General features: G+C 72.5%; 19 protein-coding genes. 15 read left to right on the top strand and 4 right to left on the bottom strand.

All coding sequences use genetic code 11. The annotated features are described in order from the left end of the window. Nucleotides 1-225 precede the first annotated feature (225 nt). Nucleotides 226-630 carry a VOC family protein gene (locus tag AB0447_RS12490; RefSeq protein ID WP_366476560.1) on the top strand — a complete coding sequence of 135 codons (405 nt, stop codon included), beginning with the start codon at nt 226-228 and terminating at the stop codon, nt 628-630. On the opposite strand, the gene AB0447_RS12495 is transcribed toward AB0447_RS12490, so the two are convergent. Genes AB0447_RS12495 through AB0447_RS12505 form a run of 3 tightly spaced genes read right to left on the bottom strand, consistent with a single transcriptional unit; the run spans nt 570 to nt 3,726 of the window. After that, on the bottom strand, nt 570-1,307 hold the full coding sequence (locus AB0447_RS12495) for a helix-turn-helix transcriptional regulator (protein ID WP_366476561.1): 738 nt from the start codon (nt 1,305-1,307) through the stop codon (nt 570-572). The two genes, AB0447_RS12490 and AB0447_RS12495, sit on opposite strands and share 61 nt — an antisense overlap. 4 nt (nt 1,308-1,311) lie before the next feature. After that, nucleotides 1,312-2,547, bottom strand: a complete 1,236-nt coding sequence (locus AB0447_RS12500; protein ID WP_366476562.1) for a glycosyltransferase — start codon at nt 2,545-2,547, stop codon at nt 1,312-1,314. 45 nt (nt 2,548-2,592) lie between these two features. Next, complete coding sequence (locus AB0447_RS12505) at nt 2,593-3,726, bottom strand: YihY/virulence factor BrkB family protein (protein ID WP_366476563.1); 1,134 nt, start codon at nt 3,724-3,726, stop codon at nt 2,593-2,595. A 17-nt stretch (nt 3,727-3,743) separates the two neighbouring features. Between AB0447_RS12505 and AB0447_RS12510 the strand changes: the two genes are divergently transcribed. From AB0447_RS12510 to AB0447_RS12570, 13 genes are all read left to right on the top strand, one after another. Then, nucleotides 3,744-5,393 (top strand): acyl-CoA dehydrogenase family protein, encoded by a 1,650-nt coding sequence (locus AB0447_RS12510; protein ID WP_366476564.1) that lies wholly within the window; start codon nt 3,744-3,746, stop codon nt 5,391-5,393. Nucleotides 5,394-5,716: 323 nt separating this feature from the next. Then, the gene (locus tag AB0447_RS12515) at nt 5,717-7,018 is read left to right on the top strand and encodes a GAF domain-containing protein (protein WP_366476565.1); all 1,302 of its coding nucleotides are present in this window, start codon (nt 5,717-5,719) and stop codon (nt 7,016-7,018) included. A gap of 4 nt (nt 7,019-7,022) precedes the next feature. Next, the gene (locus AB0447_RS12520) at nt 7,023-7,598 is read left to right on the top strand and encodes a GNAT family N-acetyltransferase (RefSeq protein WP_366476566.1); all 576 of its coding nucleotides are present in this window, start codon (nt 7,023-7,025) and stop codon (nt 7,596-7,598) included. 504 nt (nt 7,599-8,102) lie between these two features. Next, nucleotides 8,103-9,806 carry a nitrite/sulfite reductase gene (locus AB0447_RS12525; protein ID WP_366476567.1) on the top strand — a complete coding sequence of 568 codons (1,704 nt, stop codon included), beginning with the start codon at nt 8,103-8,105 and terminating at the stop codon, nt 9,804-9,806. Further along, nucleotides 9,803-9,982, top strand: coding sequence for a hypothetical protein (locus AB0447_RS12530; RefSeq protein ID WP_150206678.1), 180 nt, complete (start codon nt 9,803-9,805; stop codon nt 9,980-9,982). The genes AB0447_RS12525 and AB0447_RS12530 overlap by 4 nt, the downstream gene beginning before the upstream one ends. After that, entirely contained in the window at nt 9,979-10,686 is a 708-nt protein-coding gene (locus AB0447_RS12535) for a phosphoadenylyl-sulfate reductase (protein WP_366476568.1), read from the top strand. Before AB0447_RS12530 ends, AB0447_RS12535 begins: the two co-directional genes overlap by 4 nt. After that, nucleotides 10,686-11,288, top strand: coding sequence for an adenylyl-sulfate kinase (cysC, locus tag AB0447_RS12540; protein WP_366476569.1), 603 nt, complete (start codon nt 10,686-10,688; stop codon nt 11,286-11,288). The genes AB0447_RS12535 and cysC overlap by 1 nt, the downstream gene beginning before the upstream one ends. After that, entirely contained in the window at nt 11,285-12,226 is a 942-nt protein-coding gene (gene cysD / locus AB0447_RS12545; RefSeq protein ID WP_366476570.1) for a sulfate adenylyltransferase subunit CysD, read from the top strand. Before cysC ends, cysD begins: the two co-directional genes overlap by 4 nt. Nucleotides 12,227-12,228: 2 nt before the next feature. Then, a complete protein-coding gene (locus AB0447_RS12550) occupies nt 12,229-13,560 on the top strand; it encodes a GTP-binding protein (protein WP_366476571.1) in 1,332 nt (443 codons plus the stop codon). Nucleotides 13,561-13,774: 214 nt separating this feature from the next. Then, nucleotides 13,775-14,893, top strand: a complete 1,119-nt coding sequence (locus AB0447_RS12555) for an aliphatic sulfonate ABC transporter substrate-binding protein (protein ID WP_366476572.1) — start codon at nt 13,775-13,777, stop codon at nt 14,891-14,893. 33 nt (nt 14,894-14,926) lie between these two features. Beyond that, a complete protein-coding gene (locus AB0447_RS12560) occupies nt 14,927-15,721 on the top strand; it encodes an ABC transporter ATP-binding protein (RefSeq protein ID WP_366476573.1) in 795 nt (264 codons plus the stop codon). Next, complete coding sequence (locus tag AB0447_RS12565; RefSeq protein ID WP_366476574.1) at nt 15,708-16,592, top strand: ABC transporter permease; 885 nt, start codon at nt 15,708-15,710, stop codon at nt 16,590-16,592. Before AB0447_RS12560 ends, AB0447_RS12565 begins: the two co-directional genes overlap by 14 nt. A gap of 2 nt (nt 16,593-16,594) precedes the next feature. Further along, on the top strand, nt 16,595-17,356 hold the full coding sequence (locus AB0447_RS12570) for a sirohydrochlorin chelatase (RefSeq protein ID WP_366476575.1): 762 nt from the start codon (nt 16,595-16,597) through the stop codon (nt 17,354-17,356). Between the two features lie 154 nt (nt 17,357-17,510). Here AB0447_RS12570 and AB0447_RS12575 read toward each other — a convergent pair whose 3' ends face one another. Continuing rightward, nucleotides 17,511-18,512 (bottom strand): 2-dehydropantoate 2-reductase N-terminal domain-containing protein, encoded by a 1,002-nt coding sequence (locus tag AB0447_RS12575; protein ID WP_366476576.1) that lies wholly within the window; start codon nt 18,510-18,512, stop codon nt 17,511-17,513. 44 nt (nt 18,513-18,556) lie between these two features. On the opposite strand from AB0447_RS12575, the gene AB0447_RS12580 reads away from it, so the two are divergent. After that, nucleotides 18,557-19,402 (top strand): aldo/keto reductase, encoded by an 846-nt coding sequence (locus AB0447_RS12580; RefSeq protein WP_366476577.1) that lies wholly within the window; start codon nt 18,557-18,559, stop codon nt 19,400-19,402. Nucleotides 19,403-19,493 lie beyond the last annotated feature (91 nt).

The raw sequence follows: 19,493 nt of genomic DNA on the forward strand, positions 1-19,493 counted from the left end.
GTCAGCCGGAGACCACAGGAATGAGGTTGATGGTCGTCTGAGTGCGGGCAGCGCCCTGCGCAACGGCAGTCATCAAGACTCACCTCCTGGCTCTTTCGCATGTCGTACGTGCGGCGACGTGAACGGCATCACGGTAACCGGTGATCCATCGGCCGCGCCAGTTCTTTTCCCGCGCTGTCCGATTCCTTCAAGACCGGGCCGCCGGGGCCCTCTTAGCCTGCCGGTATGACCGACACGACTCCTCGACTCGACATGATCGGCCTCGTCGTCTCCGACATGGCCGCCTCGCTCGCCTTCTACCGCCGGCTCGGCCTGGACATCCCGGCCGGGGCCGAGGCGCAGCCGCACGTGGAGGTGGTGCTGCCCGGCGGGATGCGGGTCGGCTGGGACACCGAGGAGGTGATGCGGTCCTTCGATCCGGGCTGGAGCCGGCCCGCGGCCGGCGGCGACCGGATCGGGCTGGCGTTCCTGTGCGGCTCCCCCTCCGAAGTGGACGCGCTGTACGCCGAGTTGACCGAGGCCGGGTACGCGGGCCGACTGAAGCCCTGGGACGCCGAATGGGGGCAGCGTTACGCGGTGGTGCTCGACCCGGACGGCTGCGGGGTGTCGCTGTTCGCCGCGGCCGGGTAGCCGGCCAGGCCGGCCGAGTAGGCGGTCAGGGTGGTGCCGGCCAGGGACCGGACCTCGCGGGCGAGGTGGGCCTGGTCGGCGTAGCCGGTGGTGTGGGCCACCTCCGGGTACGGGCGGCCGGCGCGCACCCCGGCCAGCGCCCGCTGCAGCCGCAGCACCCGGGCCAGGGTCTTCGGGCCGTAGCCGAACGCGGTCAGCGAGCGCCGGTGCAGCCGGCGCGGGCCCATGCCCAGGGCGTCCGCGATGCGGGCGACGGTCTCGCCGGCCCGCAGCCGGGCCACCACCTCGGCGGTGAGCGGGTCGGGGGCCGGGGCGTGGCGCCGGGCGAGCTCTTCGAGGCCGGCCGACGGGTCGGCGTACGAGGCGACCGTGCCGGCCAGGGCGCGGACGGTGCGGGCCGGCCACAGGTCGGCGAGTTCCACCCGCCGGTCGCGGAGTTCGTACGCCGGTACGCCGAGCAGCGCGGGCGCGGTGCCGGGCGCGAAGCGGATCCCGGCGAAGCCGGAGCCGGGCACTTCCCCGGCGGGGTGCGGACCGGTGTCGGGGCCGGCCACGAGCAGCCGCCCCTCCACCCAGAGCAGGTCCATGCAGCCGTCGGGCAGCACGGCCCCGCCCGGTGCCCCGGCCTGCCAGAGCACCGCGCCGGGGACGAGCCGGGAGGACCGTTCGGTGTACACGTCCTCAGGCTAGCCGGGCCAGGGCGGCCAGGACCGGGGCGGCGCCGTCCTCGGTGGCGAGGGCGGCGGCCAGGGCCCGGGGGCGCTGGGCGGGGACGGCGAGGGCGGCGCGGATCGAGGCGGCCAGGGCTTCGGCGGTCAGCCGCTGGTAGCGCAGGGGGCGCGGGGCGACCCCCAGCCGGTGCAGGCGGGCGGCCCAGAAGTGCTGGTCGAGCTGGACCGGGACGGGAACGGCGGGGATGCCGGCGCGCAGTCCGGCGGCGGTGGTGCCCGCCCCGGCGTGGTGGATCACGGCGGCGGTGCGCGGGAGCAGCCAGGAGTGCGGGGTGTCGCCGATGGTGAGGAGGTCCTCGCCGGCGGCGTGCAGGCCGGTCCAGCCGGACTGGACGAGGCCGCGGACCCCGGCCAGCCGGAAGGCGCGGGCCAGCAGGGCGGACAGCCGGGCGGGGTCGGCCGCGACGAAGCTGCCGAAGCCGGCGAGGACCGGTGGCGGACCGGCGTCGAGGTAGTCGAGGAGCCGGGGGTCGGGCTGCCAGGACGGCGGCGGCTGCGGCCACCAGTAACCGGTGACCCGGTGGCCGGCCGGCCAGTCCGCCGGGCGCGGGACCACGTACGGGCTGAAGCCGTGCAGGACCACGCGCTCGGGCGGGAGTCCCAGCGGGCCGGTGAAGCGGCGCACCGGCAGGCCGAGTTCGCGGCGGAGGTCGCCGACGGCGGGGGCGAACAGCCGCTCGGCGCCGGCCCACAGGGCGTGCCCGGCCAGCCGGTTGACGGGGGCGCCGTAGGAGCGGGCGCCGGTGACCAGGGGCGGGAACTCGCCGGTCGGCGCGATCGGTTGGAGGTGGACGCCGAGGCAGGGGATGCGGAGGGCTTCGCCGAGGGCCGCGCACATGGGTTCGGTGAGGGTGGAGGCGAGCATGACGTCCGCGCCGGCCCGGACGGCCGCCAGCACCCCGTCGGTCAGCTGCGGCATGAAGGTGCGGGCCATGCGGACGACGCGGGCCATGGCCACCGGCGGGCTGACGGCGCGGGCGAGACCCTGCCCGGCGGCGGAGGCGAGTTCGTCGCGCGGGTCCACCGGGAGCGGCCGGAATTCGAGGCCGTGGGCGGCCGTCTGCGTCTCGAACCGGGCGTGGGTGGCGAGGGCCACCCGGTGGCCGGCGGCGGCCAGGCGCACGCCCAGCCCGATGTAGGGGGCGACGTCGCCCCAGGATCCTGCCGTCACGATCAGTACGCGCACACCTCCATTCTGTCAGGGAGCCGTGCGCGTACGTCGAAGCGCGGATCAGGGGTGCGGGTGGCGTTCCTTGCGGAGGCGGGCCGTGTAGTCGTCCGGGGGCAGGAACCGGGACCAGCGTTCGGGGAATTCGGAGGGCATTCCGGCGTCCTCGTCGTCCTCGGATTCGCCTTCGGCGAGGGCCCGCCAGGCCGCCGCGCGGGCGATCAGCTGGGCCGCCTCGGCCTCCCTGGCCCGTTCGTTGGCCTCGCGGGCGGCGGCCGTGGCCACCGAGGGCCAGACCCGGTCGATCGCCGCGTTCACGGCCGCGCCCACCAGCACCGCGAAGGCCGAGATGCCGATCCACAGCAGGACGGCCACGGGGGCGGCCAGGGAGCCGTAGATGGTCGGCCCCTCCACCGTGTTGGTGAGGTAGATGCGCAGCAGGAAGGAGCCGAGCACCCACATGGCGAGGGCGACCAGGGCCCCGGGCACGTCCTCGATCCACGGCGAGCGCACCGGTACCGACACGTGGTACAGGGTGGTCAGGAAGGCGATCGAGAGCAGGGTGACGGTCGGCCAGTACAGCACCGCGATCAGGCTGGTCCCCCACGGCACCAGCCGCACCACCGCGTCCGGACCCACCACCATCAGCGGCAGCACGATCGCGCCGATGAGCAGGGCGATCAGGTACAGCAGGAAGGCCAGCAGGCGGGTCTTGACGATGCCGCGGTGTCCGTCGAGCCCGTACATGACGGTGATGGTGTCGATGAAGACGTTGACGGCCCGCGAGCCGGACCAGAGGGCGAAGGCGAAACCGAGCGAGATGAGGTCGGGCCGGCCCCGGCTGGTGACGTCGTCGAGGAGCGGCCTGGCGATGTCGTTGACGCCCCGGTCGGACAGGACCGTGCCGACGGCCTGCAGGATGTTCTCCTCGATGCTGGCGACGGTCCGGGTGTCGGTCCAGTTGTCCACGTAGCCGAGCAGCCCGAGCAGGCCGAGGAAGAGGGGCGGCAGCGAGAGCAGCGTGAAGAACGCCGCCTCGGCCGCGAGCCCCAGGATCCGGTACTCGATGCACGAATTGACGGTGTCCTTCAGCAGCAGCCAGGCCATCTTGCGCTTGGAGACGTTGCGGTAGAGGGCACGTGCCCGGTGGAGCCGCCCCCACGGGGGCTGCTCAGGTGTTTCTTTTGCTGGCTGCACCTCTTTACGGTATCGGCATGGCAGCCACCACCCACACAGTCAGCAACCAGGCCCCACCCCTTGTGGGGTACGACGTCTACGGCGGTGACCGGGCCCTCACCGAGGGCGTGGAACGGCACCTGGCCCCCGAACTGCTCGGCGAGGTACGGGAAGAGCTCGGAATCCTCGGGCACGCCGCGGGTTCCGCGCAGGCCCAGGAGTGGGGTACCCAGGCGAACGAAAATCCGCCGAAGCTGCGCACGCACGACCGGTACGGGAACCGGATCGACGAGGTGGAGTTCCACCCGGCCTGGCACCGGCTGCTCGGCAAGGCCGTGACGTCGGGGCTGACCGACGCCTGGGGGCGTCCGGGCGGGCACCTGCGGCGGGCCGCCGGGTTCTTCGTGTGGTCGCAGGCCGAGGCGGGGCACGGCTGCCCGGTCTCGATGACGCACGCGGCGGTGCCGGCCCTGCGGACGGACCCGGAGCTGGCCGCCGAGTGGGAGCCCCGGCTGACCTCGCACGTGTACGAGGAGGGGCTGCGGCCGGCGGCGCAGAAGGCCGGGGTGCTGTTCGGCATGGGGATGACCGAGAAGCAGGGCGGCAGCGACGTCCGGGCGAACACGACGGTGGCGAAGCCGCTGGACGCGGCCGGGGAGTACCTGCTGACCGGGCACAAGTGGTTCTGCTCGGCGCCGATGTCGGACGGGTTCCTGGTGCTGGCGCAGGCGGCGTCCCCTGCCGGGGCGGAGCGGCTGACCTGCTTCCTGGTGCCGCGGGTGCTGGAGGACGGTACGCGCAACGTCTTCGCGATCCAGCGGTTGAAGGACAAGCTGGGCAACAAGTCGAACGCGTCGAGCGAGGTGGAGTTCGACGGGACGTGGGCGCGGAGGGTCGGTGAGGAGGGCCGCGGGGTGCGGACCATCATCGAGATGGTCGCGGCGACCCGGCTGGACTGCGTGATCGGCTCGGCCGCGCTGATGCGGCAGGCCCTGTCGCAGGCCGTGCACCACGCAGAGCACCGCTCTGCTTTCGGAGCGAAGCTCATCGACCAGCCGCTGATGCGGAACGTGCTGGCCGATCTGGCGCTGGAGTCGGAGGCGGCGACGGTCCTGATGCTGCGGCTGGCCGCGGCGTACGACGCCGGTACCGAGCAGGAGCGGGCCTTTCTGCGGCTCGCCGTGCCCGCCGCGAAGTACTGGGTGACCAAACGCTGTACGCCCACTGTCGCGGAGGCCCTGGAGTGCCTGGGCGGCAACGGCTACGTCGAGGAATCCGGGCTGCCGAGGCTGCTGCGCGAGTCCCCGCTGAACTCGATCTGGGAGGGCTCGGGCAACGTACAGGCCCTGGACGTGTTGCGGGCGCTGCAGCGGGAGCCGCAGGCGCTGAACGCGTTCCTCCAGGAGGTCGGGCTGGCCCGCGGCGCGGACCACCGGCTGGATTCGGCCATCAAGGACCTGCTGACGGAGCTGGCCGACCTGAACGGCATCGAGGCCCGGGCCCGCCGGCTGGTGGAGCGGATGGCCCTGGTGCTCCAGGGTTCGCTGCTGGTCCGGTGGGCTCCGCCGGCGGTGGCGGACGCCTTCTGCGCCTCCCGGCTGGGCGGTGACTGGGGCACGGCCTTCGGGACGCTGCCGCACAGCCTCGACCTGGGGGCAGTGGTGGAACGGGCGCGGATCGCGGGTTAGGGGAGTCCCCAAACCCCGCCGAGCCCGGATCCGGGCCCGTTACGGGAACGGGGTGGCGCCGCGCCGACTCGGCACCACCCCTGTTCCTGAAAAGCCCCGAGGAGGAGCCGAACGCCGCCCCCCGGCGGCGTTGCGCACAGTTTCGGTCGGGCGACCGGGGCTTGGCGAGAGTTGCATACCGTTGCAACCTGTAGTCCCGGATCGCCGGTCCCGGATCGCAGGTCCCGGATCCGGCCGCGGACGCGCCGCGGGGTAGCGGCACGGCGGGCGGGCCCGTCGGGCGGTGGTCCGGGGGTTGAGTCCTGTCATACGGGGAGGCTTCGGTGGCCGACACCGCAGTGGATCTGGCCCGGCTCTCGGCCATGGACGCGCGCGAGGCGGCGCGCCTGCTCAAGGGGGTACGGGCGGCCGCGCTGGCCGGGGACCGGCCGCCGGCCGCGCCGCGGCCGGAGATCGCCGAGTCCTGGCGGCGGATGCTGGCAGGCGGGGTGCACCCCGACCGGGACACCCGCTCGCGGATGCTGTCGGCCGCGGAGATGGAGGAGCGGCGGCAGCTGTCGCCCCTGCGGCAGCTCCTGCCGGTACTGCGGGAAGGGCTGCTGCCCGCCCTGGACGAGGCCCTGCACATCATGGTGGTCGCCGACGCGGACGGGCGGCTGCTGTGGCGGGAAGGGGCCTCCTCGATCCTGCGGAAGGCGGACCGGCTGGGGTTCGGGGTGGGCGCGGACTGGGACGAGGCGGTGGTCGGCACCAACGGGGTGGGCACCGCGCTGGTGACCCGGCGCCCGGTTCAGGTGTTCTCCGCGGAGCACTTCGTCTCCTCGCACCACGACTGGACCTGCGCGGGCGCGCCGGTGCACGACCCGCGGGACGGGCGGCTGCTGGGGGTGGTGGACGTCAGCGGGCCGCTGGCCACCATGCACCCGGCGACCCTGACCTGGGTGAGCTCGGTGGCCAGGCTGGCGGAGCGGGAGCTGCGGATCCGGCACCTGGAGTCGCTGGAGCGGCTGCGGGCGGTGGCGGCGCCGCTGCTGGCCCGGCTGCCGGGGCGGGCCCTGGCGGTGGACCCGCACGGCTGGACGGCGGCGGTGACCGGGCTGGCCCCCGCGGACCGGATCCCGCTGCCGAAGTCGTTCGGGCCCGGCCGGATGTGGTTGCCGCAGCTGGGCGACTGCCTGGTGGAGCCGCTGCCGGGCGGCTGGCTGCTGCGGATCGACGAGGCCCGCACCGGTGCGGCGGCGAGCCGGGTGGTGCTGGACCTCAGCCGGCCCGGATCCTGGTCGGCGACCGTGTACGGGGCGGCCGGCAGCTGGTCGCAGGAGCTCAGCCCGCGCCATGCGGAGCTGCTGTTCCTGCTGGCGGAGAGTCCGCGCGGGCGGTCGGCGGCGGAGCTGGCGGAGGAGCTGTTCGGGGACGCGACCCGCACGGTCACGGTGCGGGCGGAGATGTCGCGGGTCCGGCGCAACCTGGCGGGGGTGCTGGCGCACCGGCCGTACCGGTTCGCGGAGGACGTGGAGGTGGAGCTGATCCGCCCCGCCGATCCGGCCCGGCTGCTCCCCCACTCCACGGCGCCGGCGGTGGTCCGGGCCCGCCTGGGCCGGCCGGGGACCGGCATGATTCCCTGACAGCATGAGCGAGCCCACCACCTTCACCCTCACCACCTGGTCCCTGGAGATGACCTCCCCGGAGGACCTGGTCCCGGCCGCGGCCCCGCCGGGCGACGACATCCGGATCGTCCGCGCCGAGGTGCCCTCCCCCGAGTTCAGCCGCTTCCTCTACGCCTCGGTGGGCGGCGACATCCACTGGACGGACCGGCTGGCGCTGACCCGCGCGGAGTGGGTCGCGCAGCTGGGCCGGCCGGGCGTGGAGACCTGGGTCGCGTACGACCGGGGCACGCCGGCCGGGTACGTGGAGTTCGACCCGCAGCCCGACGGTGTGGTGGAGATCGTCTACTTCGGCCTGCTGCCGGACTTCCGGGGGCGGCGGATCGGGGGCCACCTGCTGACGGAGGGCATTCGCCGGGCATGGGACCTGGCCACCCGCTGGCCGGACCGCGAGCCCACCCGGCGGGTGTGGCTCCACACGTGCAGCCAGGACGGGCCGACGGCGATGGACAACTACCTCCGCCGCGGCTTCAAGCTCTTCCGCACGGAGTCCGAGCAGGCTCCGCTTACCCCGACGCCGGGCCCCTGGCCTGGCGCGTAACCTCTCCTGCGGGACTCCGCCCGCGGCCCGGCGCGGCTCCGGCAGGGCACGAGTCCCGAACGCCGCGCGGGCCGCACGGGCCGCGCCGCGGCAGCGCGGCCCGCGGGCGGTACCCGCCCTCCCCGGTGAGCCCCGGCGGAGCCGACCCGTGCGTGACACGGGCCACACGTCCCATGATTCGAGACGGATCCGTCCGGATTATGGACAGTAGTGGACTCCTCCAAGACCTGCATGCCACGCTTCCCCCCATGAATGGAGCTGGGATTGCCTTGGTGAGTCGGCGGCACGTCGACCTCGGCCGCATGTCCAGCGCCATCTGTCCGGCGAGCTGACGGAACCAGCACCGCCGCACATCGCTCGCCGTCCCCGCCGTAGCGGACGCGTCGAACCCTTGAAAGCCGATCGGTCCATGCCCACAGGCAACGGGCCCGTTGAGCCACACCTGCCCCCGTTTCCGCAGGTCACCTGCCCTTGCCTTGAGCCGCCGAAGAAGGACGTACCGCCATGGCCGCCACCCCCGAAAAGCCCGCAGCCGCTCCCGCTGCCGCGCGCCGCAAGACCGGCCGTCACCGCGGTGAGGGTCAGTGGGCCGTCGGACACCACACGCCCCTCAACGGCAACGAGCAGTTCAAGAAGGACGACGACGGTCTCAATGTGCGGACACGCATTGAGACGATCTACTCCAAGACCGGTTTCGACTCGATCGACCCCAACGACCTGCGCGGCCGCATGCGCTGGTGGGGCCTCTACACCCAGCGCAAGCCCGGGATCGACGGCGGCAAGACCGCGATCCTGGAGCCGGAGGAGCTGGACGACAAGTACTTCATGCTGCGCGTCCGGATCGACGGCGGCCGGCTGACCACCGAGCAGCTCCGCGTGATCGGCGAGATCTCCCAGGAGTTCGCCCGCGGCACCGCCGACCTCACCGACCGGCAGAACGTGCAGTACCACTGGATCCGGATCGAGGACGTCCCGGAGATCTGGCGCCGCCTGGAGGCCGTCGGCCTGTCCACCACCGAGGCATGCGGTGACACGCCCCGCGTCATCCTCGGCTCCCCGGTCGCCGGCATCGCCGAGGACGAGATCATCGACGGCACCTCCGCCATCGACGAGATCTACCGCCGGATCGTGGGCAACAAGGACTTCTCCAACCTGCCCCGCAAGTTCAAGTCCGCGATCTCCGGCTCGCCGCTGCTCGACGTGGCGCACGAGATCAACGACATCGCCTTCGTCGGCGTGAACCACCCCGAGCACGGCCCGGGCTTCGACGTCTGGGTCGGCGGCGGCCTGTCCACCAACCCCAAGCTGGGCGTCCGCCTGGGCACCTGGGTCTCGCTCGACGAGGTCCCGGACGTCTACGAGGGCGTCATCTCGATCTTCCGCGACTACGGCTACCGGCGGCTGCGCACCCGCGCCCGCCTGAAGTTCCTCGTCGCCGACTGGGGCCCGGAGAAGTTCCGCCGGGTCCTGGAAGACGAGTACCTGAAGCGGAAGCTGACCGACGGCCCGGCCCCGGAGCAGCCCTCCGGCCAGTGGCGCGACCACGTCGGCGTGCACCGGCAGAAGGACGGCCGCTTCTACGTCGGCTTCGCCCCGCGCGTCGGCCGCGTCGACGGCGCCACCCTCACCAAGATCGCGGACGTCGCCGAGCAGCACGGCTCCGGCCGCCTGCGCACCACCGCCGAGCAGAAGATGATCGTGCTCGACATCGAGGAGACCCAGGTCGACTCGGTGGTCGCCGCCCTGGAGGCGCTGGACCTGCGGGTCAAGCCGTCCCCGTTCCGGCGCGGCACGATGGCCTGCACCGGCATCGAGTTCTGCAAGCTGGCCATCGTCGAGACCAAGGCGCGCGGCGCCTCGCTGATCGACGAGCTGGAGCGCCGCCTGCCGCAGTTCGAGCAGCCGCTCACCATCAACATCAACGGCTGCCCGAACGCCTGCGCCCGTATCCAGGTGGCGGACATCGGTCTCAAGGGGCAGCTGGTCCTGGACGACGACGGCAACCAGGTGGAGGGCTACCAGGTCCACCTGGGCGGCGCCCTCGGCCTGGAGGCCGGCTTCGGCCGCAAGGTCCGCGGCCTCAAGGTCACCTCGGCCGGCCTGCCGGACTACGTCGAGCGGGTCGTCAAGCGCTTCGAGGAGGAGCGCGAGGACGGCGAGCGCTTCGCCGCCTGGGTCGGCCGCGCGAGCGACGAGAGCCTCTCGTGAGCGAGCGCGCAGCCCCGTTCTACTGCCCGTACTGCGGCGACGAGGACCTGTTCCCCAACGAACAGGGCCACGGCGCCTGGGAATGCAGGTCATGCAATCGAGCCTTCCAGCTGAAGTACCTCGGGCTGCTGGCCCGCGGTCTTCAGTCCAACACCGCTGGAGGGGAAGAGATATGACCACCGTTCAGGACACCGGGACGCGCGACCTCAAGGCGCTGGCCGAGCAGGCCGGCCGCGACCTGGAGGACGCGTCCCCGCTGGAGATCCTCACCTGGGCGGCCGAGACCTTCGGCCGGAAGTTCGCCGTGACCTCCTCCATGGAGGACGCGGTCGTCGCCCACCTGGCGTCCCGCGCCTTCCCCGGCGTGGACGTGGTCTTCCTCGACACCGGCTACCACTTCGAGGAGACCATCGGCACCCGCGACGCCGTCGAGGCCGTGATGGACGTCAACGTCATCACGCTGACCCCGCGCCGAACGGTCGCCGAGCAGGACGCCGAGTACGGCCCGAAGCTGCACGACCGCGACCCCGACCTGTGCTGCGCCCTGCGCAAGGTCAAGCCCCTGGAAGAGGGCCTGACCGCGTACGACGCATGGGCGACCGGCCTGCGCCGCGACGAGTCCCCGACCCGGGCGAACACCCCGGTGGTCGGCTGGGACGAGAAGCGGCAGAAGGTCAAGATCTCGCCGATCGCCCGCTGGACCCAGGACGACGTGGACGCGTACGTCACCGAGCACGGCGTCCTCACCAACCCGCTGCTGATGGACGGCTACGCCTCCGTCGGCTGCGCCCCCTGCACCCGCCGCGTGGCGGAGGGCGAGGACGCGCGGGCCGGCCGCTGGGCCGGCCGGGCCAAGACCGAGTGCGGGCTGCACGGCTGATGGCCACCACAACACCCACGGACAACACGGACAACACGGAACCTACGGAGAAGCGGATGAGCGTGACCGGCCAGGGAGCCACCGTGTGGCTGACCGGTCTGCCCAGCGCGGGCAAGACCACGATCGCCTACGCGCTCGCCGAGCGGCTGCGCGGCGAGGGCCACCGGGTGGAGGTCCTCGACGGCGACGAGATCCGCGAGTTCCTCTCCGCCGGACTGGGCTTCACCCGCGAGGACCGCCACACCAACGTGCAGCGGATCGGCTTCGTCGCCGAACTGCTCGCGAGCAACGGCGTGAAGGCGCTGGTGCCGGTGATCGCCCCGTTCTCGGACAGCCGGGAGGCGGTCGCCAAGCGGCACGCCGCCGCCGGTACGACGTACCTCGAAGTGCACGTGGCCACCCCGGTCGAGGTGTGCTCCGAGCGTGATGTGAAGGGCCTGTACGCCAAGCAGGCCGCGGGCGAGATCTCCGGGCTGACCGGGGTCGACGACCCGTACGAGGCCCCGGAGTCCCCGGACCTCCGTATCGAGTCGCACACCCAGTCCGTGCAGGAGTCTGCCGACTCCCTGCACGCACTGCTCACCGAGAGGGGTCTGGCATGACCACCGCCGCTCACCTGCACACCGAGTCGGACTCCGACGCGCCCTACGCGCTCTCGCACCTCGACGCCCTCGAGTCCGAGGCCGTGCACATCTTCCGTGAGGTGGCCGGCGAGTTCGAGAAGCCGGTGATCCTCTTCTCCGGCGGCAAGGACTCCATCGTCATGCTGCACCTGGCGCTGAAGGCGTTCGCGCCGGCGCCGGTGCCGTTCACGCTGCTGCACGTCGACACGGGCCACAACTTCCCCGAGGTCATCGAGTACCGCGACCGCACGGTGGCCAAGCACGGACTGCGGCTGCACGTGGCCTCCGTCCAGGACTACATCGACGCCGGCAAGCTGCGCGAGCGCCCCGACGGCACCCGCAACCCGCTGCAGACCGTCCCGCTGACCGAGGCGATCCAGCAGCACCGCTTCGACGCCGTCTTCGGCGGCGGCCGCCGCGACGAGGAGAAGGCCCGCGCCAAGGAGCGGGTGTTCTCCCTGCGCGACGAGTTCTCCCAGTGGGACCCGCGCCGCCAGCGCCCCGAGCTGTGGCAGCTGTACAACGGCCGGCACGCCCCCGGCGAGCACGTGCGCGTCTTCCCGCTGTCCAACTGGACCGAGCTGGACGTGTGGCAGTACATCGACCGGGAGGGCATCGAACTGCCGGAGATCTACTTCGCCCACGAGCGCGAGGTGTTCCAGCGGAACGGCATGTGGCTGACCGCCGGCGAGTGGGGCGGCCCGAAGGAGACCGAGTCCGTCGAGACCCGGCTCATCCGCTACCGCACCGTCGGTGACATGTCCTGCACCGGTGCCGTCGACTCCGACGCCACCACCCTGGACGCCGTGATCGCCGAGATCGCCGTGTCCCGTCTCACCGAGCGGGGTGCGACCCGCGCCGACGACAAGCTGTCCGAGGCCGCGATGGAAGACCGCAAGCGCGAAGGGTACTTCTAGACATGACCACCACCACCGAGCAGCTCAGCGCCACCACGCTGCTGCGCTTCGCGACCGCCGGCTCCGTCGACGACGGCAAGTCCACCCTGGTCGGCCGTCTGCTGCACGACTCCAAGTCGGTCCTGGAGGACCAGCTGGAGCACGTCGAGGCGGTCTCCCAGGCCCGCGGCCAGGACACCCCCGACCTCGCGCTGCTCACCGACGGCCTGCGGGCCGAGCGGGAGCAGGGCATCACCATCGACGTGGCCTACCGCTACTTCGCCACCGCGCGGCGCCGGTTCATCCTCGCCGACACCCCCGGGCACGTGCAGTACACCCGGAACATGGTCACCGGCGCCTCCACCGCCGAGCTGGCCGTGGTCCTGGTCGACGCCCGCAACGGCGTGGTCGAGCAGACCCGCCGGCACGCGGCCGTCGCCGCGCTGCTCCGCGTCCCGCACGTGGTCCTCGCCGTCAACAAGATGGACCTGGTGGGCTACCGGGAGCCGGTCTTCGCGGCCATCGCCGAGGAGTTCACCACGTACGCCTCCGAGCTGGGCGTCCCCGAGATCACCGCGATCCCGATCTCGGCGCTGGCCGGCGACAACGTGGTGGAACCCTCCGCCAACATGGACTGGTACGGCGGCCCGACGGTGCTGGAGCACCTGGAGACCGTCCCGGTCAGCCACGACCTCACCTCCTGCCCGGCCCGTTTCCCGGTGCAGTACGTGATCCGTCCGCAGACCGCCGAGCACCCCGACTACCGGGGCTACGCCGGCCAGATCGCCTCCGGCGTGCTGCGCGTCGGCGAGGCCGTCACCGTGCTGCCCTCCGGCCGCACCTCCGTCATCGAGGGCATCGACGCGCTCGGCGAGAGCGTGGACATCGCCTGGGCGCCGCAGTCCGTGACGGTCCGGCTGGCGGACGACATCGACATCTCGCGCGGCGACCTGATCGCGCCGTCCGCGAGTGCCCCGGCCACCACCCAGGACATCGAGGCGACGGTCTGCCACGTGGCCGACCAGCCCCTCTCCGTCGGCGCCCGGGTGCTGCTCAAGCACACGACCCGCACGGTCAAGGCGATCGTCAAGGAGATCCCCTCGCGGCTGACCCTCGACGACCTGTCCCAGCACCCGAGCCCCGGGCAGCTGGTGGCCAACGACATCGGCCGCGTGGTCGTCCGTACCGCCGAGCCGCTGGCGCTCGACGCGTACGCCGACTCGCGCCGCACCGGTTCCTTCCTGCTGATCGACCCGGCCGACGGAACCACTCTGGCGGCGGGCATGGCGGGCGAGTCCTTCGCCTCCCAGGCCCGGACCACCGTGCAGGCGGACGAAGAAGGGTGGGACTTCTGATCATGCCGGACGACGTGTACTCCACCTTCGCGAAGGAGGGCGGCCGCATCGGCAGCGGCGCCCTCGGCAGCGGCCAGGGAGGGGTGGCGCGATGTGCGCGATGACGTACGCGCACCGCATGCGCGCCCACACCCCCCACGAGCTGTACCTGCCCCTGCTCCACAGACGAAGACGTGCGTCATGAGCTGACGACACGACGAGAGGAACACCTCCCGTGCCTGCCACCGGTACCACGCGAAACACTCTGCGCCGCAGCATCGCCACCGCTGCCGCCCTGCCGCTCCTGATCGGCGCCCTCGCCTCCTGCGGCTACGGCTCCGAGGCCGAGAAGGACGAGAAGTCCAACGTCGCCGCGACCGGCGAGAAGCTCTCCGCCTCCGAGGTCCGGATCGGCTACTTCCCGAACCTGACGCACGCCACCGCGCTGGTCGGCCTCCAGGAAGGCCTGATCGCGAAGGAACTCGGCGGCACCAAGATCAAGCCGCAGGCGTTCAACGCCGGCCCCTCCGAGATCGAGGCGCTCAACGGTGGCTCCCTCGACATCGGCTTCATCGGCCCCTCGCCCGCGATCAACGGCTTCGTGAAGTCCAAGGGCCAGAACCTGCGGATCATTTCCGGCTCCGCCTCCGGCGGCGTGAAGCTGGTCGTGAACCCGGACAAGATCAAGACCCTGGACGACCTCAAGGGCAAGAAGATCGCCACCCCGCAGAAGGGGAACACCCAGGACGTGGCGTTCCTCAACTGGATCGCCGAGAAGGGCTGGAAGGTCGACCCCGAGTCCGGCAAGGGTGACGTCTCCGTCGTCCGCACGGACAACAAGGTCACCCCGGACGCCTTCAAGCAGGGCTCCATCGACGGCGCCTGGGTACCGGAGCCGACGGCCTCCAAGCTGGTCTCCGAGGGCGGATCGGTCCTCCTGGACGAGACCACCCTGTGGCCCGACAAGAAGTTCGTGATCACGAACGTCATCGTGTCGCAGAAGTTCCTCAAGGAGCACCCGGACGTGGTGGAGGCCGTGCTGGCGGGCACGGTGAAGACCAACGAGTGGATCAACGCCAACCCCGACAAGGCGAAGGCGTCCGCCAACGCGGCGCTGAAGGCGGAGACCGGCAAGGCGCTGGCCCCGGCGGTCATCGACCCGGCCTGGCCGAGCATCGCGATCACCGACGACCCACTGGCCGCCACGCTGAAGACGCAGGCCGACTACGCGGTCAAGGCGAAGCTCATCGACCAGCCCGACCTGTCCGGCATCTACGACCTGACGCTCCTCAACAAGGTGCTGAAGGCCGCCGGCAAGCCCGAGGTCTCCGACGCCGGTCTCGGCGCCAAGTAAGTACCCGGTAACCAACCCCAGGAGGTGACGACCATGGCCACCACGCTTGCCAAGGCTGCCGAGGGCACCGTAGCGGCGGCGACGCACGCCGCCCGGATCGAGCACGTCTCGAAGTCCTTCTCCGGCCCGGCCGGTACGCAGCTCGTCCTGGACGACATCAGCCTCGATGTCGCGCCCGGAGAGTTCGTCACCATCCTGGGGGCCTCGGGGTGTGGAAAGTCCACGCTGCTGAACCTGGTCGCCGGACTGGACAAGCCGACCCAGGGGTCCATCGAGACCCCGGGCGGCCGCCCGGCGCTGATGTTCCAGGAGCACGCCCTGTTCCCCTGGCTGACCGCGGGCAAGAACATCGAACTGGCCCTGCGGCTGCGCGGGCTGCCCAAGTCCGAGCGCAAGCCGGAGGCCGAGCGGCTGCTGGAGCTGGTCCGGCTCGGCGGCGCGTACGGCAAGCGGGTGCACGAACTGTCCGGCGGCATGCGGCAGCGCGTCGCCCTGGCCCGCGCCCTGGCCCAGGACAGCGAACTGCTGCTGATGGACGAGCCGTTCGCGGCCCTGGACGCCATCACCCGTGACGTACTGCACGGCGAGCTCACCCGAATCTGGGAAGAGACCAGCCTCTCCGTCCTGTTCGTCACCCACAACGTGCGCGAGGCCGTGCGCCTCGCCCAGCGCGTGGTCCTGCTCTCCTCCCGGCCCGGCCGGGTGGCGAAGGAGTGGACCGTGGACATCCCGCAGCCGCGCCGCATCGAGGACGCGGACGTCGCCGAGCTGTCCCTTGAGATCACCGAAGAACTGCGTGGGGAGATCCGCCGCCATGGCCAGCACTGAAACTCGGGCGAAGACGGACGACCTCGCGGGCCTGGAGGCCGGCCTCGACGCGCTGGACGCGATCGAGATCCGCCGCACGCCGGTCCGGGAGGTCCTCCTCAAGAAGGTGCTCCCGCCGGTCGTCGCCGTCACCCTCGTCCTCTCCGTCTGGCAGATCCTGGTCTCGGCCGAGGTCACCGACGAGGCGAAGCTGCCCGCGCTGTCCGCCGTATGGGACAGCCTGGCCGACATGTGGCTCCAGGGCACGCTGCTGGAGGTCATCTGGACTTCCGTCTCGCGAGGCCTGCTGGGCTTCCTGATGGCCCTGGCCATCGGCACCCCGCTCGGCCTGCTGGTCGCCCGGGTGAAGTTCGTGCGCGCGGCGATCGGCCCGATCCTGTCCGGTCTGCAGTCCCTGCCGTCGGTGGCCTGGGTGCCGCCGGCCGTCCTGTGGTTCGGCCTGAACGACGCGATGATGTACACGGTGATCCTGCTGGGCGCCGTCCCGTCGATCGCCAACGGCCTCGTCTCCGGCGTGGACCAGGTGCCGCCGCTGTTCCTGCGGGCCGGGCGCACGCTGGGTGCGACGGGCATCAGGGGCGTGTGGCACGTGGTCATGCCGGCCGCGCTGCCCGGCTACCTGGCCGGCCTCAAGCAGGGCTGGGCGTTCTCCTGGCGCTCGCTGATGGCCGCGGAGATCATCGCTTCCTCCCCCGACCTGGGTCTGGGCCTGGGCCAGCTCCTGGAGAACGGCCGCAACAACATCGACCTGCCGGGCGTGTTCCTCGCGATCCTGCTGATCCTGGTCGTCGGCATCGCCATCGACCTGCTGATCTTCAGCCCGCTCGAGCGGTGGGTGCTGCGCTCGCGCGGCCTGCTGGTCAAGAGCTGACCATGACTGCGCGTCCCGTCCTGGTGGTCATCGCCCACGGCAGCCGCGACCCGCGGCACGCGGCGACCGTGCACGCCCTCACCGGGCGGGTGCGGGCGCTGCGGCCCGGGCTGCGGGTGGAGACGGCGTACCTGGACTTCAACGCCCCGTCGGTGCCGCAGTTGCTGTCCTCGCTGTACGCGTCCGGGGTCCGGGAGGTCATCGCCCTCCCCCTCCTCCTCACCCGCGCCTTCCACGCGAAGGCCGACATCCCGGCGGTCCTGGCCGAGTCCACGGCCCGACTGCCCGGGCTCTCGGTCCGGGTGACGGAGGTCCTCGGCCCGTCCCCGCTGCTGGTCTCCGCGCTGGAGCGGCGGCTGGCGGAGGCAGGGCTGGAGCCCTCCTCCCGTTCCACCACCGGCGTGGTGCTCGCATCCGCCGGTTCCACAGACCCGGAGGCGATCGCAGTGATCGCTGAAATCGCGCGGGAGTGGCGGCACACCGGTTGGTGCGCCGTGCGGCCTGCGTTCGCCTCCGCTGCCCTGCCCGACGTGGCGTCCGCGGTGCGGGCGCTGCGGGCGGAGGGGGTACGGCGTGTCGCCGTCGCCCCGTACGTCATAGCCCCCGGGCGCCTCCCGGACCGCATCGCGGCGGGCGCCGAAGCCGCCGGCGCGGACATCCTGGCCCCCGTCCTGGGCCCGTCCCCGGAACTGGCCCACCTCCTCCTCACCCGCTACGACGAGTCCCTCCGAACCCCGGCCCTCCTCCCGGCCCTGTCGGCGTAGCGGCGGGGCTTGCGCTTCGCGCCCGTGCGTTCAACGCCGGCGGGGCTGGAAATGCCGCTGCGCGGCATCCAGCCCCGCCGGCGTTTGAGGCGCGGGGTCTGGGGCGGAGCCCCAGTTCGGGAAGGGGCGGGTAGGGGAAAAGCCCGCGCAGCGGCTACGCGCGGGCGGTGGCCTCGTCCGCCAGGGCGGTCAGGTCCGCAATGGACATGGCGCCCGGAGGCAGGCCCTCCCGGGCGAAGATGTTCGCGGCGTGCCGCAGAACCTCGTTGACCGGGGTCGGGACCCCGTGCAGCCGCCCGAGCAGGCAGATCTCCCCGTTCAGGTAGTCCGCCTCGATCGATCCCGTCCCCCGCGCCAGGCTCTGCCAGGACGAGCCGCCGCGCACACTGGCCGGCTGGTCCACCTTGCCGTCGCGCGCCGCGGCCTGCTCCGCCTCCGACGCGTACGCGATCCCGGCCGCGGCAAAGGCCGCCTTCGCCTCCCGGATCGCCCGCAGCAGCAGCGCCGCCTTGGCCGGGGCCGGTTCGGGGCCGGTGGTCGCCTGGATCGCGTTGCCCAGGTTGCCCAGCAGCTTCGCGTACTTCCAGCGCATCACGTCCTCGACGACGGGCGCCTCGAACCCGGACTTCGCCAGGTCCGCGGCGACCTGCCCCGCCCGCTCGTCGGTGCCGCCGGCCGCGCGGCCCAGGTGGAGGATGCCGGTGAGGGGAGCGCACAGGGCCGACACGGTGCCCGGTTCCAGGAAGGTGGACGGCAGCCACACGCACACCCCGTACACCCGGGCGAACCGGCGCAGGGCCAGCCGTTCGCCCTCCACCCCGTTCTGCAGGCAGAACACCGGCAGCCGCTGTGCGGCCGTGCCGCCGCCCGCGACCTCGGCGTCGCCCCACGCGTCGAGCGCGGCGATGGCGTCCTGGGTCTTCACCCCGAGCAGCAGGACGTCGTCCGGGCGCAGCTCGCCCAGTTCCGCGGGGCCGGTCACGACCGGCAGCCGGTGGACCCGGGTGCCGTCCGCGGTGGTGAGCCGCAGGCCGTCGGTCCGCAGGGCTTCCGCGTGCGCGCCGCGCGCGACCAGGACGACCTCGTTGCCGGACTGCGCGAGCCGTCCGCCGATGGTGGCGCCGACCGCGCCCGCGCCGATGATGATGTACCGCATAGGGGGAGCCTGGCACATCCTGCGGCCTGGGTTACGGTCGGGGCATGGCTACTTCGACGTTCCACATCGGTGGGGATCTTCCGGTCCGGCGACTCGGGTTCGGTACGGGCGGCCTGGTCGGAGAGGGGTACTGGGGGCCGCGCGGGGATCTCGCGGAGGCCCGTGCGCTGCTGTGCGCCGCGGTCGAGCGCGGGGTGACGCTCATCGACACCGCCGACAACTACGGGCCGGACCTCGCGGAGGAGCTGATCGCCGAGGCCCTGTACCCGTACCCGGAGGGGCTGGTCGTCGCCACGAAGGGCGGGGTGGTGCGCACCGGCCCGGACCAGTGGCACGTGGCGGGCCGCCCGGAGCAGCTGCGGGCGATGTGCGAGGCGAGCCTGCGGCGGCTGCGGGTGGACAGCATCGGCCTGTACCAGCTGCACCGCTTCGACCCGGACGTGCCGATGGCCGAACAGCTGGGCGCGCTGGCGGAGTTGCGGGCGGAGGGGAAGATCCGGCACATCGGGCTGGACACGGTCACCGTGGAGGAGCTGGAGCTCGCCCTGCGGACGGTGCCGGTCGCGTCGGTCCAGAACGCGTACAACATCCTGGACCGGTCCTCGGAGGCGTTGCTCGCGGTGTGCGAGGCGCGCGGGATCGCCTTCCTGCCCTATTACCCGCTGGGTCGGGGCTCGTTCAGCCGGGAGAGCCCGGCGGGCCTGGCGGCGGTGGCCGCGGCGCACGGCGCGGGCCCGGGCCAGATCGCGCTGGCCTGGCTCCTGCACCACTCCCCGGTGCTCTGCCCCACGCCCGGCACCGGCTCGCTCACCCACCTGGCGGAGAACCTGGACGCGGCCACGGTGCACCTGTCGCCGCGGGAGCTGGAGCTCCTCGACGTCCTCGCCTAGGTTCTGTCTCTTTGGTCAGCGTCGTGCCCGGATGAGGATGGCGGCGAGGTGGAGTGCGGCCTGGTAGGCGATGGCGGGTTTGTCGCATCGT

Origin of the sequence: Streptomyces sp. NPDC051211 (assembly GCF_040689505.1) — a bacterium.
Taxonomy (GTDB): Bacteria; Actinomycetota; Actinomycetes; order Streptomycetales; family Streptomycetaceae; genus Streptomyces.